Genomic DNA, 14,602 nt, shown 5'->3' on the forward strand with positions numbered 1-14,602 from the left:
AAAACTGTTGTGAATTCATGCTGTATCAAATTCGCCAGCTCATGTTCATAACCTTTATACGGCGCTTGAACCGTTTGGTTACGTAATCGTCATGGACAATCCACTGATCCTTGTTTTTATAGAATAGAAGCCCACACTTTAACGGCAGTAACGGCAATAAGAACAATTAAACCATAGCGAAGCACATTCACATTAATCATTGAACTGACCCTCGAGCCGAGTGATGCCCCTATCAGACTCCCTATAACGGTGTAGATGACTGGCTCAATCGGAATGCTTCCACCACTGACTTTCCCGATGACTCCACCAATCGCGGATATAAACACGATGGCCAGGGACGAGGCGATCGTCGTTCTCGTAGGAATACGAAGCACCGTCAGCATGATCGGAATCAGAATAAAAGCACCGCCTGCGCCAACAATTCCCGATACAACGCCCACGGCCAGAGCCGAACCTGCCGCAATCCATCGGTTAAATTCCACAACATCTGAAGCATCGTCTGTACCTCTTCCCGGAATCAACATGAGGACAATCGCGATAACTGCCAATATGCCGTAAATCAGGTTAATGACATCTCCATCCAGATGACTGGATAGGATGCCTCCAATCAAGCTGCCGATGAGAATACTGATGCCCATGTATGCAACAAGCGTCCTATTCACCAAAGCATGCCCGACCCCGGCCTTCCTCTTCTTTCTCTGAAATGCGACTACACCTGCCAACGAGGAAAAGAATACCTGGAACATGCTAATGGAGGAAACCTCATGTGCAGTAAAAGGGTCAATACCCATTAGAGAGGGAACGTACAGCAGCATGGGGTAGTTAATAATAGCTCCACCAATCCCCAGTAAACCGGAAAAGAAGGAACCGACCAGACCCAGTATAAACATGATGATAAAAAGCAGAACATCCATCGGTAATTCTTCCTTTCTTGCGCTTGAAAAACCTTGTCAAAAAACTGTATACGCAGCGATATTTATCGGCTATAATAAAAACCAAGTAAATTAATCAGAAATGAGTGATTAAGCATGCTTAATCTGTTCAAGACTCTTTTTGAAAATAAATGTCCTCACTGCAACGAAAAATTGCATGTATGCAATGATTCGCTCTGCGCCACCAAGACGTGCAGCCAGTGCAATTATAAGGAAGAAAGCTACTGCTCTCTCGGTGTACGCATTGTGTATGACACCACAAAATGATAAAAGACATTCCTGCTCATTGTACCACGTTTTCCGCTGGCTCGATAAGCAGTAAACCCTGATAGCAAGTGAAATCGTATACTCCAGCATGTACAAATATAAAAAGGTGCTAAACGAATTACATCGTTTGGCACCTTTTTTACTTCATATTTGAAATTTGGCTCATTCATTTCCTAGTCCGCTCAACGGATCTTTTAGATTGTTGATATTATTGATCAGATCCGGGATTCCGGTCTTTTCCCAGTTTTCCGCAGTAAAACCTTGCTCTGCTATGGTGGTCTCGAATTGACCCACAACTTCGGTTAACTGATTGTTATAACTGACCAAATTTTCATGGATGCTCTCACCGATGGCCGGAGCCGTAAGCTGGGAGAATTCACTAGCCTCCGCTTGAATCTGATCAATCTTGGTTTGAATCTGCTCGGTGATCTGTGGATTGTTGGCGGCATCCGTTGCGAGCTGTTGGAGCTCTGCGCCAGCACTGGATATTTGCTCGATATAGTCCGTTGCTCCGCTAACATAGTTTAAACTTTCGTTTGCCTGCTCCACAACAGAACAAGCCGAGATGACAAAAATACTTGCAGCAATAAAGCCTGTCATGATCAGTGTTTGCCTTCGTTTACGTAAAATCATGAGCATCTTCCCTTCCTTGTATCAGAAGTTATTTACTTAATTGAATGATAGCTGTTCCGGATACCCGAATGCAAATCGGTCTGCACTCATCGGATTGAACATGTATAATGGAAGAATCACACGGTAAAGGGATGTCTTGACTATGCTTCAGGCTTTGAATCAGCGCTTAAACCGCATCATGCCACTGATTACTCCAACCAGCATTATCATTGGCGTACTTTGCGGAAGCTTTCTTTCTTCGTACACCTTTTTGTCACCTTGGCTTTTTGCATTTATGACGTTTGCAGGAAGTATCAGTCTAGGGTTCAGGGATTTTCTGAATGTTTTGAAAAAGCCTTTTCCTCTGTTTGTTTGTCTGTTCATATTACATTTGGCGATGCCTTTGATCGCACTCGGTATGGGGCATCTGGTTTTTCCGATGGACGCTTATACGATAACCGGATTGGTTCTGGCAGCCGTAATTCCGACTGGTGTAAGCAGCTTCATCTGGGTTAGCATTTACCGTGGCAATATTGCACTGACGCTATCCATCATCTTGATTGATACCATGCTGGCCCCATTCGTCGTTCCGGGTGTTCTTTCACTCCTGATCGGCACCAGCGTTACGCTGGATATGGGAGCGATCATGAGCAGTCTGTTTTGGATGATCGTCGTGCCTTCGTTGGTGGGCATGCTGCTGAATGAATGGACCAAGGGAGCCATTGTACCGGTATGGGGCCCAAGACTGAATCCATTTTCCAAGTTGTTTATGGCGGTAGTGGTCGCTATCAACGGATCGGTTGTTGCTCCTTATCTGGCCGATTTCAACTGGAGACTGGCTGGTCTGGCGGCAATCATCATTTTCCTGGCTTCCTTAGGCTATGCACTCAGTTATTTCATTGCAAGATTGCTGGGTTGGAATGAGGCTGACCAGGTGGCGCTCGTATTTAATGGAGGCATGCGCAATATCAGCGCAGGAGCGGTGCTTGCCGTATCCTATTTCCCACCTCCCGTTGCTGTCCCGGTTGTTCTCGGGATGGTATTTCAGCAAATGCTGGCTTCCCTGACAGGTTATCTGCTTGGAAGGCGGTCACAACTGCTGCAAAATGCAGACAAAACGTCTGCAGCCTAACATTTGCAATGTTTGCTATAAAAAAACAGCAACGCTCCAATATCAAAAATGGAGTACGTGCTGTTTTTTTATTAGCTACATAAATCATAAGACGCTTCTTAGTTAAAGTTACAACGTATTAAGGAAGCCCACGATTCTTGCCGCCAATCTCGAATGTCCAGCCTGGTTGGGATGAAGCCCGTCAGGCACACCGTTTTCGCCAGTAAAATATAAATTTTTATGTACCTTCAATAAAGGCTGTATACCCGCAATGTTCCACAGATCACACACTGGAATGGAGTACAATGATGCTACCTCTTTGATCGCAGCAATATACTCTGAATATACTCGTCCGGTCACCGGATTGGGCAAATATTCAGGTACAGCTGTACTTGATCCATGCGGAGGAGTCAAAAAGACAATCAGCTTGGTCGGGTAGCGCTGGATCAAGCCCTCTGCAACATGCTTAAGTGCCCCATAAAATGTATCTGTCGAGCTCGGGGAAGTGTTGATGTTACCAAATGCAGTCGTACCGCTGGAAAAATCATTTCTTCCTCCCATAAAGAAAATGATATCTGCATAAGCATTCAGTTGTTCGATTCGATTGCACATGGGCTCAAGCCCCCCATCGACTACACTACTCCCCGAGATTCCATGATTCTCATAGGATCGAAAACCTAATGCTCTACTGACAAGCTCTGGATATGGATGCTCCCCTTCGCTCAGCCCATAACCATAAGTAATGCTATCTCCTAGAAAGACTGCCTTTTGTCCTTTATATCGCTCAGATTGCAGCAACATACCCAAATCCCTCTTTTCCCATTAAAATATGTCCGCATAACCTGTCTGGCTTTGGATCTTCATTTTTTCCCGATGGGTGTAATAAAAACACCATCAGCATGTGATGGTGCCTTTATCTTTAACACTTACTTTTACATTGTTTATTTCGGTTGAATATATCCTTCAGCTTTAAGCAATTCCGCGATCAGAACCGCACCGCCTGCTGCTCCGCGGAGCGTGTTGTGGGACAATCCCACGAATTTATAATCATAGAGCGAGTCTTCGCGCAGTCTTCCCGTGGATACGCCCATTCCGCGTTCAATGTCACGATCAAGCTTCGTTTGCGGTCTGTTTTCTTCCTCGAAATACGTAATAAACTGTTTCGGTGCACTTGGCAATTCCAGCTCTTGCGGACGCCCTTTGAATTGCAACCAACGCTCCAGAATTTCATCTTTGGAAGGTTTTTTCTCAAAGTTGACAAATACCGTAGCCAGATGCCCATCCGTTACCGGAACACGGATACATTGCGTCGTGATGAGTGGAGACGATGCTTTCACAATCTCGTTGTTTTGTACGCTTCCCCAGATGCGAAGTGGCTCTTGTTCACTCTTCTCTTCTTCGCCACCAATGTATGGAATGACATTATCCAGCATTTCAGGCCAATCCGTGAAGTTTTTGCCTGCTCCTGAAATGGCTTGATACGTGGAAGCAACCACTTGAGTCGGGTTGAACTCACGAAGCGCATGCAGTGCAGGTACATAGCTCTGAATGGAGCAGTTTGGTTTAACTGCGATGAAACCAGTTTTGGTCCCCAGACGTTTACGCTGTGCTTCAATCACTTCCAGGTGTCCTGGGTTGATCTCTGGAATAACCATAGGTACATCGGCAGTCCAGCGATGAGCCGAGTTGTTGGAAACAACCGGAGTGCCTGTTTTGGCATAAGCTTCTTCAAGCGCTTGGATCTCATTCTTTTTCATATCTACGGCACAGAAGATAAAATCAACCTGGCTGGCAAATGCTTCAACCTGGGAGGCATCCTGTACAACGATTTGTTTCACAGCTTCCGGGATAGGAACTGCAAGTTTCCATCTGCCCTGAACGGATTCTTCGTATGTTTTACCTGCAGAGTTGGCACTTGCTGAAATGGCTGTTACTTCAAACCATGGATGGCCATCCAGCAGGTCCACAAAACGCTGGCCTACCATTCCTGTTCCTCCGACAATACCGACTTTCAATTTTGCTGTCATATAATCATCATTTCCTTTCGGTGTGAGTTCGATAATAGCTATTTTCATTCCTGCATCGGTTGATGGGACTTCATGATTCTTCCCTTAGTAAACACTATTCAAGTAATTCCAAAGCGTGTTGCGAGCACCCCGGAAAAACCAAAAAAATCCCACCCCCAAGACAGAAGTCTCAGGGACGAGATTGAACACTCGTGGTACCACCCAGATTCGCCCATATGTCGCCATATCAGCCTCTTAGAGTTAAGGATACAACTGTTAATCAGTTGTAACAGCCTATACTCCGCTCTGTAACAGGAGCTCCTGTCACACCATCCCCTATATGCAAGTTCCGATGTGCTGCTCTGAGTCTTTATTCAATAAAAATTCTTTACCCCTTTTCAGCTGCCGGGGCTCTCTGAGAAAGAATACTTTTATTTACTCGTCTCTTCGTCGCATTTGATATTGCGATTATAATATCAAAGTTACCATTGCGAAGTAAACATATTTTTTATAATTTGCTGCAAATGGATATTTATTTACTACGTTTTAGTGACAAAAGCATTCATTACCAGAAGGACAAGACTGCATTATACTCAGATACTATATTATACCTTATTAACTAATGCACCTAAACATTATGCAATTCATCCCCACTGCGTTGCGAGCTGTTTGAGGTATGGGGTCAGTACCGGCTGCAGCTCCTTGCGCATAAGTCCGATTTCCAAAATAGCCTGAATGTAACCGAACTGATTGCCAATATCGTAGCGGCGGCCCTCAAGCTCAAGAGCGAGCAGCTCCTCCAACTGACTCACTTCTTTTAACGCATCGGTTAGTTGATATTCTCCTCCTGCGCCTCTCTCGATCCGATCCAATATGGGAAATATCGATGGTTTCAGAATATAACGCCCCATTACCGCCGTTCTTGATGGTGCCTCCTTCATTGAGGGCTTTTCCACCAGATTCGTAATTCGGTGAACCCGATCTTCCGCACCCGCTGAATCAATAATTCCATATTTGCTTACATCATCCGGCTGCACTTGACGTACTCCTACGACCTGACTGCCGGTTTTTTCATACAAATGAATCATCTGTGCAAGTGCAGGCGGATCGGACACCATAATATCATCCCCCAGCAGCACAGCGAACGGATCCTCCCCCATAAACTGACGCGCGCATCCGATGGCATGTCCAAGACCCAGTGGCTCTTTTTGACGGATAAAATGAATGCTTGCCATATCACTTATCGCCTGCACCTGTTCGAGCAAATCCTGTTTGCCTTTGGCATAGAGGGTGTGCTCCAGTTCCACCGATTTGTCAAAATGATCCTCGATCGATTTTTTGTTGCGTCCGGTCACAATGATAATGTTTTCAATGCCCGATTGTACCGCTTCTTCAACAATATATTGAATGGCGGGTTTATCCACAATGGGCAGCATTTCTTTCGGCTGAGCCTTGGTTGCCGGCAGGAAGCGTGTTCCGAGTCCGGCTGCCGGAATAACTGCCTTTTTGATTCTCATATCATGAAACACTCCTTTCGTTCGCATCTGTACTCGGATAGGCCGCTGTCGCGGACACAGCACGGAAAACCCAATATCGACTGGCGATATAGTTCAGGATCATGCCCAAGAGGGTTGCAGCTGCTTTGCTTATGACCAGAGTTAAGCCAAGTATATTATCCGAGAGAAACAGTATTAAGGATGACAAGGCGAGAACGATCAAATTAGTAATCACAAAGCGCATCAATTCATTATTTGCACCTTGTCTTCGTGCATCCCTAAATGTCCATCGTCCGTTCCACCAATAACTGTTCAAGACGCCGCAGCTATAGGAAATGACCTGGGCAATCAGCGCGGGTGTGCCCAGGGCGTCAAGCATGGTAAACACCAATGCATCCACCGCCGTATTCATCACACCCACGATCCCAAATTTGATCAATGTGGCCAATCGATTAATCATGGTGAGCAACTCTGCCTGTCATCCGCACTTGTGCGGTCTGACTCTCCGATTGATACACGTCACGCACAATGTATAAGGGTCTCGCCTTAGTTTCATCATAGATGCGGCCAATGTATTCCCCAAGAATGCCCAGCATAATGAGAATAAATCCATTAAATATCAGCATGATGCTGACGATGGATGGCCAGCCTTTGATCGTTGAATCGGTAAAAATCGCAGAAATGATCACGCTGAGCATGTAGATGAATCCGCCTAAGGAGAGGATAGCTCCCAAGTAACCCGCAAGCTTGAGCGGTTTATACGAGAAGGAAGTAATACCATCCAGGCTCAGCTTCAGCATGCGTTTCAGGGGATATTTGGTCTCACCTGCCAGACGCTCATCCCGTTCATATTCGATCGCTGTTTGTCTGAATCCAACCCAACTGACCAAACCACGGACGAATCGATTTTTTTCCGGTAGACGTTTCATCTCATCGCACACTTTGCGATCGATTAAGCGAAAATCTCCTGTATCCACCGGAATATCCGTATCGGTTGATGCCCGGAGTATGCGGTAAAACATGCTTGCAGACCATTTCTTGAAGCGGGTCTCCCCGCTTCGTCTGGTCCGGCGGGCATACACTACATCATAGCCCTCTTTCCATTTGGCAATCATGTCCAGTATCAGTTCGGGAGGGTCCTGAAGGTCCGCATCAATAATGACTACTGCATCACCTGCTGCATAATCCATCCCTGCGGTAATCGCGATCTGGTGACCGAAGTTGCGTGCAAAATCAATTAATTTTACACTTTCATCCCAACGTGCATAGTCACGGATCATCTGCGCACTTCGGTCGACACTACCGTCGTTGACAAACAGCAGTTCATAAGTTTCTCCCGTACTGCCCATTACCTTTTTCACACGTCGATAGGTTTCTTCAATGACTGCCTCTTCGTTGTACATCGGAATAATGATGCTGTAACGGCACTTTTGGGCCATATTCGTTCCCTCCCTTTTCAATTTCGGTTGTTCCACTTGACCATCTCTATAACTTCACTTCGTATAGGGTGCTCTGTCCGCCGAAGCCAGCTCCGCTATCCGTACCTGTCATCCACTCTGACGTCGGAATTTCGGTACCATGTTCCATGATCCAACTGCTGATATCCGAATTGCCTCCTCGGCCGCCCATGCCGCCAACCATGAAGTATTTCACTTGTCCGCTCCTCACGAGCTCTTCCAGTTCCTCGGTGGTATACACCGGATCAGAACCGGAGAAGCCTCCAAGTGTAATGACAGCCTCGTTCTCATCAATGATGTATGGGGCTGCCTGGTTATAATCTGTCGTTGCAAAAAGATAGGTCTCTCCTGTGTTATTTTCTCTGAGATAATTCAGTGTTGTTGTATCTACTCCTTCGTTTCTGTTTCCGGCTCCGCCTGGTCCGCCAGCCGCTCCTATGCCACCACCGCCAAACATGTTTCCACCAAATTCCGGAGGTGTTCCTGTACTTGAATTATCATCAGCATCTCCGCTGCCAGAAGCACCAGGTAAGGCTGGATCCGTATTACTTGCAGTATTAGGTGGAGTCATCGCGCTATCTCGATCACCTTGTCTGCCTCCCATAGCCATGCCCATGCCGCCGAACATTCCATTCGAACCCGGAGGACCTGCTGCAGGAATCATGCTGTTACCGCCGTAGGTAATTGGCGTGAATGCCCAATAGACTGGACCAATAAGCATAACCATAAACCCTGCCACGATAATTCCCTGCTTCCATTGGTGTGAACGATGGAGCATAACGATTAAGATGAGCGTGATCGCAATACCTGCAATGAGTTCGCTGATCGACCAGCCTGCACCGATGGTGTCATCATAGACCTGCATGATATACCAGCCGAAGATCGTCGTAAGCAGAACGGCAAGAGGAAGCAGCCAGGCTTGCCAGCCGTTACGCTCTCGATAAGCCTGCCACATGGCTACAAATCCGGCTCCGGTCAAAGCTGCAATTGGCGGGGCGAGCATGATCAGATAATATTGGTGGAAGAAACCAGCCACACTGAAGAATGCTGCAACCGGAAGCAACCAGATCAGCCAAAACGCAGCTTCCTTATGTTTCATCGTAATATTTCTCCGTCTGAGCCCCGCAAAGAGTGCAACGCATCCCAGCAGTACCGTTGGCAGAAGCCAACTTGCCTGCCCGGACAGCTCAGTCTGGAACAATCGAAGCACACCCTTCTCCCCTGTGCCGAACATGCCACCCATTCCGCCACCATTGCCGCCGAAATTTCTTCCGTTTGGCATTTCAGCACCATTCGGCATCTGACCGCCTTGCGGGAAATTCATTCCGTTCATTGGGCCCATCTCACGCGTTGAATCGTCGCTGGATGGGTTGCCTGCAGCAACGGAGTTGTCTGATGAATCAGAATCCGAGGCTGCTGCTGAAGCATCGTCACGGTTTCTATCATCTGCCATATTAGGCATGCCTGCGCCAGGTGTTCTGTTCTGCTGACCTGTAAGACGGGATAGACCGTTATAGCCAAAAGCAAGCTCCAGCACCGAATTGGTTTCGCTGCTTCCTATGTAAGGCCGCTGACTCTCCGGTATAGAATCGACTGTCACTGCCCAGGATAGGGAAACCACTGCCAGTACGGCGGTACTGCCAATAAGCAGAAGGATCTTCTTTCTCCATTTCGCCTGGAATGCAAGCAGATAGAAGATATAAAATGCCGGAAGAATCATGTAGGCCTGAAGCATTTTCATGTTAAAAGCCAGTCCAATAAGGCCAAATGCTACGAGAATCCGCCACGGACTGCCCTGCTTGGTGCCATTGAACAAAAACCAGGAACCGAGCAAAAGTGTAAACACCAGCATGCTGTCAATATTGTTGGTACGGCTTACGGCCGCCACAACCGGAACCGTAGCCATGGCCAGAGCAGCAATACGTGCCGCAGCAAGTCCAAAGGTTGGTTTAACCATGAAATAAATGATCAGTACCGAACCGATTCCCGCTAACACTTGCGGCAAAATAACACTCCAACCATGCAATCCGAAAACATAGGCAAAAGCCGTCTGAATCCAAAACACGACGGGTGGTTTATCTACCGTTACGGAGCCAGCTGAATCAAGGGATGCATAGAAGAAATTGTGGAAATTTCTCAGCATGCTCCCTACGGCGGTCGTATAGTAGGAATTGGCATATTGATCGTTCCAAATCCCGTATCCATTCAAAATTGCCGCCAATATGACAATCGGCAGAAGGACCAGATCAATCCTTCGTTTGGCATGTTTCAATGTCAATCACTCCTTCTCTTTCTTCATGATTGTATTGTGACATGCCAAAATAAAAATGGGATGAGTCCCCGCTGAATGTTAACTGAGGATAAGTTCCAATCCTTTCAGCTAATTTTCAGCTTGGCAAGCGATAATACAACATAAAGCCCTCAGCTTTTTGAGGCATTCAATAGATGGATTTAACAGGGAGGCATGCCCGCTTATGAAGTTAAGTACAGGGATAAAAATCCTTTTGGCGGATGATGAACCACATATTTTGCAATTTTTGGAGCTTGGATTGAGTAATGAGGGCTTCGATGTACGCACGGCTCCGGATGGCGCTGCAGCGCTAGAACTCGCACTTGAGTTCCGTCCGCATATGGCCATATTGGACGTCATGATGCCGGAAATGGATGGATTCGAGGTGGTTGAACGTCTGCGCAAGACTGGAGCCCAGATGGGAGTCATCATGCTCACAGCAAAGGACGAAGTCGAGAACCGTGTTAAAGGTCTGTGGCTTGGTGCTGATGATTATATGATCAAGCCCTTTGCCTTCGATGAGCTGCTCGCCCGGATTCAGGCAAGACTGCGTAATCAGTTTCCATTGCTCATTGGGGCCGTAACACATGGTCCTTTCCGAATCGACGATCAGCGCAAGGAGATTACCTATCATGATCAGATTCTTGAGTTGTCCCCTACCGAATATGAATTATTGAAGTTCATTGTGCTGAACCACGGTATCGTGCTAAGCAAGGCGACCATTCTTAGTCGTGTGTGGGGGTATGATTTTGGCGGAGAAGAAAATATTGTCGAGGTCTATATACGATCACTGCGTGACAAACTTGGGGATAAAGAGCACAAACTCATTCGCACTCTTCGAGGTGTTGGATATCGAGTGGATCTCTGATGAGTCATACGAAGAAGCCAACCACCAAATCTCTTCTGGGACAATTGCAGCGGTTGATCTGGCCCCGTTCGCTCCGTTCTCAGCTGCTCGCACGTTCTCTGTTTATTCTTGCAGCCTTATTTTTGTTAATTGGCATTTTTCAGTTCTGGATTATGGAGAGCTTTCTGTATCGCAATCAGGCGAAAACGATGGAAGAGCAGATGATGTCCATGCCTCCTGTCTGGCTCGGCTTATCCTCGCGGAATGAGTCATTCAACAACCCATTTGCCGGACAGGCAGGCACGGATGCACGCGTGTCGGGTAACAGGATGCTCTACATTCCCGATCGTTCACTTGCCCTATTCGATCAAAATGGCACATTCGAGGATATCTTCGGTAAAGAAGACGGTCTGGCAGCTCCCCAACTCACTGCCGCTGAATACAAAACAATCACGGACCAATTATTGGACAAACGACATGCTCCATACCAGATCGTGACGGATCGTACAGGCAGTGAGCAATTAATCGTTTTTGCCTCGCCCGGTCCGCGCAATCGGGATTTCACCATGGTTCAGATGGGTACCCCCACGAAACCGATAAGAGATCTCATGGTTAAACAGCTGCTCATCTTCATCATGTTATCCATTCTGGCGATGGTGGCGGGTCTCATTCTCTATACCAAAACGCTCCGCCGCACACTGATTCCGCTATCCAGTATGGTCGATACCGTCCAGCGGATCGATGCTGGCAGCTTGGCAGAACGTCTTCCCGCCACCCAGGGTCAACAGGAAGTGGATCAGCTCGCGCAGTCGTTCAACGGCATGCTCGAAAGACTCGAGCAATCATTTGAAGCGGAACGTGAATCGAAGGAACAGATGCAGCGTTTCCTGTCCGATGCTTCCCATGAACTGCGGACTCCATTGACGTCCATCCACGGATTCATTGAAGTTCTCCAGCGGGGCGCAGCGTCCAATCATGAACAACTGTACAGGGCACTGGACAGCATGTATGGGGAGTCTGTTCGAATTAACAAACTGGTTGAAGATTTGCTTATGCTAACCAAGCTAGATCAAGCTCCGAAGCAAGAGCAGGAGATTGTTCAACTGGATCATTTGCTGATGGAGATGCAGCCCCAGCTAAACATGATGGCACGGGAACGCCATGTACACTTCGACCTGACTGCCGGGTTATCCATAATGGCTGAGCCGCACAAGCTGAAGCAGGTGATTCTCAATTTGTTCCACAATGCGGTGCAGCATACGCACCCGGAATCCGGTTCCATTACTGTGGCGCTATATGCTGTTCATAACAAGGCCGAACTGACCGTACAAGACAACGGCACCGGGATTGAACCGGAACATCTTCCCCATATTTTTGAACGCTTTTACCGGACCAGCTCTTCCCGTTCCAGAAAGGAAGGCGGCGCCGGCCTTGGTCTGGCCATTACACATTCCATTGTGGAAGCGCATGGCGGAAGTATTGCGGTGAACAGCAAGTTAGGCAGCGGAACAACCTTTACCATTTTATTGCCTTTGTCTGACTTATCTGAGGCAAATTTCGATCATTAGCATGACCAATAACCCTTTCCAGCTCTTTAGGGACTGTGAAAGGGTTATTTCTTTGAATTATCTTACGATTATCCGATCATTTTTCAAGTCAAACACAGTCGGCTTTCCGGCCAACTTATATTCCCAACCAGCTTCGATTGCTTGCACAATGAAACGCCTTACATGTCTAGGTTGTATAATCTTCATTGTCATATTATCGACGTATACTTCAAGTTTTCGTCCCTGAATAAATTCATGCTCTGCAACGAAAACCATATAGCCACTATCAGGTGAAATTCCCCACCGGAATGTCTCTTCATTGATGAGTATCCTTCTTGATCGTTTCTTACTAAGTGTCATCTAATCTCCCACCATCCCTATCCCACTCTAACTCTCCGGTTTCCATGACTGGATCACCTGATGATTGGCATCAATGGCATGGATATTGTCGAACGTCTCCATGAGGCTAAGCTCCGATTCGTTTTGATAGGCTACTGGCATTTTTATGATAAATGTATTATTTATTGCTTTTACATCGTGGGTCTCTCCATTGATATATTTAATTTGGAACTTGGCAATGGAGATGTCGGAATATAAGGCACCCCACATGAAATTCCCACTATTGTTTTTGGGCTCCGCCACAACGAGGAACGCAGGACCATGATCTGAACTGGCCGTCCAACCCGACTCGCTGTCCGCATTTATATGAAATCTCCCACGCTTCTGCTCATAGGCTGCGAATACATACTGTGTTTCGTCCAGATAAAGAACCAACTGATTCTCCAGATCCACATTCACAATCTTCACCGGTGTCTTCCAGTTGGATTGGACAGCCTGGTCCAAGGTTGGATACCCGAAGATCCGATTCCAGAAAAGGCTGAGACCTACAATCATCAGCACAAGCAGGCTGGTGGTGGTTATCCAGATTATTTTCTTCATGCTACCCCTTTTACACCTTGCCTTCTATTCATTTCACGAGCTAACACTTGCACACCATTAACAGGTTTCCATCCAGATCCTGAAAGTTAAACCAATGATCATGCTCAATGGGTGTCGTTATATGAACATCCTTGGATTGCATAAACGCATAGGCTTCCTCAATATTTTCCGTATCAAAATGGAATGCAGGCGTTTTGAACGTATGCTCTTCGGCATAAATTTTGCTGTCCAGTACAATGCGTGTTCCGTTCATTGGAATGATATATAAGTGGCCAAACAGGATCTCGCCATCCGCTGGTAAACCCAAGATGTCACAATACCAATCTCGTGCGCGCTCAATGTCACGGACGGGAATAAACACGGTACCGATCTGATTTAATATCGGGCTCATACCATTCCCTCCTTCTCCATGAACTCGTCCTTGGTTAATCCGAAAAGGATCATGTCATGGTACCTGCCGTTCGTATAGATAACCTTGCGCCGTACGCCTTCCTGAACGCAACCCAGCTTTCTCATCATAGCAGCTGAAGGCTCGTTCCCTTCAAGGACACTATCATTGAATTTATTCAGTCTTCTCTCGAAAAAGGCATACTTCAGCAGAATGCGAACGGCTCGCGTTCCAACCCCTTTGCCCCGATGATCACGATCCACTTGAATCCCAATGCTAAATGTGCCGTTCCGCTCATCTATACTGTTTATGTTAGCGCCCCCAAGGTACTCTCCATGCCAATCCTCAATGGAGAACATGATGCGTCCATGTGTACTGGAGAAATTGGAGAAGCTTTCTGTAAAATGTTTGGCCTCGGCAGACGTCGGCGGCAGTTCCACTGCGCATTCGAGCAGACGTCGAGCAGGTGTATCAAACCGATTATAATAATGTGCTTCCCAATCTTCCTCGCGCAGAGCACGCAGCCTAATCTGTTCGTCCTGCCAAAAGTACTGACTATAGTCAATCTCTCTCATTTCTTCATCCCCATTTCCCGTCCGTTCTTGTACTCACCATCTGTTGAACTAAACCTATGATAACCCAAATTGTGGAATGAGTGGTAGATTCTTTTTCACTGAAATGAACGCCAAACAGTCCCCAAGCAGATCATA

The 14,602-nt window shown here is 46.9% G+C and carries 15 protein-coding genes and 1 other annotated feature; of the genes, 3 read left to right on the forward strand and 12 right to left on the reverse strand.

Going from position 1 to position 14,602, the window contains the following annotated elements:
• Nucleotides 1-116: 116 nt before the first annotated feature.
• Nucleotides 117-914 (reverse strand): sulfite exporter TauE/SafE family protein, encoded by a 798-nt coding sequence (locus GUA98_RS00260; RefSeq protein WP_153978273.1) that lies wholly within the window; start codon nucleotides 912-914, stop codon nucleotides 117-119.
• 447 nt (nucleotides 915-1,361) lie between these two features.
• A complete protein-coding gene (locus GUA98_RS00265) occupies nucleotides 1,362-1,832 on the reverse strand; it encodes a DUF6376 family protein (protein WP_193721708.1) in 471 nt (156 codons plus the stop codon).
• Nucleotides 1,833-1,974: 142 nt separating this feature from the next.
• On the opposite strand from GUA98_RS00265, the gene GUA98_RS00270 reads away from it, so the two are divergent.
• A complete protein-coding gene (locus GUA98_RS00270; RefSeq protein ID WP_153978271.1) occupies nucleotides 1,975-2,943 on the forward strand; it encodes a bile acid:sodium symporter family protein in 969 nt (322 codons plus the stop codon).
• A gap of 108 nt (nucleotides 2,944-3,051) precedes the next feature.
• Here GUA98_RS00270 and GUA98_RS00275 read toward each other — a convergent pair whose 3' ends face one another.
• The 6 genes from GUA98_RS00275 to GUA98_RS00300 form a co-directional block, all read right to left on the reverse strand.
• Nucleotides 3,052-3,723, reverse strand: a complete 672-nt coding sequence (locus GUA98_RS00275; protein ID WP_193721709.1) for an SGNH/GDSL hydrolase family protein — start codon at nucleotides 3,721-3,723, stop codon at nucleotides 3,052-3,054.
• Between the two features lie 140 nt (nucleotides 3,724-3,863).
• Nucleotides 3,864-4,949, reverse strand: coding sequence for an aspartate-semialdehyde dehydrogenase (gene asd / locus GUA98_RS00280; RefSeq protein WP_127535993.1), 1,086 nt, complete (start codon nucleotides 4,947-4,949; stop codon nucleotides 3,864-3,866).
• Between the two features lie 168 nt (nucleotides 4,950-5,117).
• Nucleotides 5,118-5,388: a binding site (T-box leader), on the reverse strand.
• A 184-nt stretch (nucleotides 5,389-5,572) separates the two neighbouring features.
• The gene (gene galU, locus GUA98_RS00285; RefSeq protein WP_193721710.1) at nucleotides 5,573-6,445 is read right to left on the reverse strand and encodes a UTP--glucose-1-phosphate uridylyltransferase GalU; all 873 of its coding nucleotides are present in this window, start codon (nucleotides 6,443-6,445) and stop codon (nucleotides 5,573-5,575) included.
• A 1-nt stretch (nucleotide 6,446) separates the two neighbouring features.
• Nucleotides 6,447-6,884: a GtrA family protein gene (locus tag GUA98_RS00290; protein WP_193721711.1), complete on the reverse strand. Its 438-nt coding sequence runs from the start codon at nucleotides 6,882-6,884 to the stop codon at nucleotides 6,447-6,449.
• On the reverse strand, nucleotides 6,877-7,863 hold the full coding sequence (locus GUA98_RS00295) for a glycosyltransferase family 2 protein (RefSeq protein ID WP_153978267.1): 987 nt from the start codon (nucleotides 7,861-7,863) through the stop codon (nucleotides 6,877-6,879). Before GUA98_RS00295 ends, GUA98_RS00290 begins: the two co-directional genes overlap by 8 nt.
• 46 nt (nucleotides 7,864-7,909) lie before the next feature.
• Nucleotides 7,910-10,159, reverse strand: coding sequence for a glycosyltransferase family 39 protein (locus tag GUA98_RS00300; RefSeq protein ID WP_415752987.1), 2,250 nt, complete (start codon nucleotides 10,157-10,159; stop codon nucleotides 7,910-7,912).
• Between the two features lie 196 nt (nucleotides 10,160-10,355).
• On the opposite strand from GUA98_RS00300, the gene GUA98_RS00305 reads away from it, so the two are divergent.
• On the forward strand, nucleotides 10,356-11,039 hold the full coding sequence (locus GUA98_RS00305; RefSeq protein ID WP_153978266.1) for a response regulator transcription factor: 684 nt from the start codon (nucleotides 10,356-10,358) through the stop codon (nucleotides 11,037-11,039).
• Complete coding sequence (locus tag GUA98_RS00310; RefSeq protein WP_153978265.1) at nucleotides 11,039-12,586, forward strand: sensor histidine kinase; 1,548 nt, start codon at nucleotides 11,039-11,041, stop codon at nucleotides 12,584-12,586. Before GUA98_RS00305 ends, GUA98_RS00310 begins: the two co-directional genes overlap by 1 nt.
• Before the next feature lie 57 nt (nucleotides 12,587-12,643).
• On the opposite strand, the gene GUA98_RS00315 is transcribed toward GUA98_RS00310, so the two are convergent.
• Genes GUA98_RS00315 through GUA98_RS00330 form a run of 4 tightly spaced genes read right to left on the reverse strand, consistent with a single transcriptional unit; the run spans nucleotide 12,644 to nucleotide 14,467 of the window.
• Nucleotides 12,644-12,925 (reverse strand): hypothetical protein, encoded by a 282-nt coding sequence (locus GUA98_RS00315; RefSeq protein WP_153978264.1) that lies wholly within the window; start codon nucleotides 12,923-12,925, stop codon nucleotides 12,644-12,646.
• 27 nt (nucleotides 12,926-12,952) lie between these two features.
• Nucleotides 12,953-13,504, reverse strand: a complete 552-nt coding sequence (locus GUA98_RS00320) for a hypothetical protein (RefSeq protein WP_153978263.1) — start codon at nucleotides 13,502-13,504, stop codon at nucleotides 12,953-12,955.
• A 40-nt stretch (nucleotides 13,505-13,544) separates the two neighbouring features.
• Nucleotides 13,545-13,895: a VOC family protein gene (locus GUA98_RS00325; protein WP_153978262.1), complete on the reverse strand. Its 351-nt coding sequence runs from the start codon at nucleotides 13,893-13,895 to the stop codon at nucleotides 13,545-13,547.
• Complete coding sequence (locus tag GUA98_RS00330; protein ID WP_153978261.1) at nucleotides 13,892-14,467, reverse strand: GNAT family N-acetyltransferase; 576 nt, start codon at nucleotides 14,465-14,467, stop codon at nucleotides 13,892-13,894. The genes GUA98_RS00325 and GUA98_RS00330 overlap by 4 nt, the downstream gene beginning before the upstream one ends.
• Nucleotides 14,468-14,602: the final 135 nt, after the last annotated feature.

The sequence above is a fragment of the Paenibacillus sp. P13VS genome, assembly GCF_015143645.1.
In the GTDB taxonomy this organism is placed as follows: Bacteria; Bacillota; Bacilli; order Paenibacillales; family Paenibacillaceae; genus Paenibacillus; species Paenibacillus xylanilyticus_A.

Coding starts and splice junctions, on each gene's coding strand:
- GUA98_RS00260 (WP_153978273.1), bottom strand. CDS start 914: ATGGATGTTCTGCTTTTTATCATCATGTTTATACTGGGTCTGGTCGGT.
- GUA98_RS00265 (WP_193721708.1), bottom strand. CDS start 1,832: ATGATTTTACGTAAACGAAGGCAAACACTGATCATGACAGGCTTTATT.
- GUA98_RS00270 (WP_153978271.1), top strand. CDS start 1,975: ATGCTTCAGGCTTTGAATCAGCGCTTAAACCGCATCATGCCACTGATT.
- GUA98_RS00275 (WP_193721709.1), bottom strand. CDS start 3,723: ATGTTGCTGCAATCTGAGCGATATAAAGGACAAAAGGCAGTCTTTCTA.
- asd (WP_127535993.1), bottom strand. CDS start 4,949: ATGACAGCAAAATTGAAAGTCGGTATTGTCGGAGGAACAGGAATGGTA.
- galU (WP_193721710.1), bottom strand. CDS start 6,445: ATGAGAATCAAAAAGGCAGTTATTCCGGCAGCCGGACTCGGAACACGC.
- GUA98_RS00290 (WP_193721711.1), bottom strand. CDS start 6,884: ATGATTAATCGATTGGCCACATTGATCAAATTTGGGATCGTGGGTGTG.
- GUA98_RS00295 (WP_153978267.1), bottom strand. CDS start 7,863: ATGGCCCAAAAGTGCCGTTACAGCATCATTATTCCGATGTACAACGAA.
- GUA98_RS00305 (WP_153978266.1), top strand. CDS start 10,356: ATGAAGTTAAGTACAGGGATAAAAATCCTTTTGGCGGATGATGAACCA.
- GUA98_RS00310 (WP_153978265.1), top strand. CDS start 11,039: ATGAGTCATACGAAGAAGCCAACCACCAAATCTCTTCTGGGACAATTG.
- GUA98_RS00315 (WP_153978264.1), bottom strand. CDS start 12,925: ATGACACTTAGTAAGAAACGATCAAGAAGGATACTCATCAATGAAGAG.
- GUA98_RS00320 (WP_153978263.1), bottom strand. CDS start 13,504: ATGAAGAAAATAATCTGGATAACCACCACCAGCCTGCTTGTGCTGATG.
- GUA98_RS00325 (WP_153978262.1), bottom strand. CDS start 13,895: ATGAGCCCGATATTAAATCAGATCGGTACCGTGTTTATTCCCGTCCGT.
- GUA98_RS00330 (WP_153978261.1), bottom strand. CDS start 14,467: ATGAGAGAGATTGACTATAGTCAGTACTTTTGGCAGGACGAACAGATT.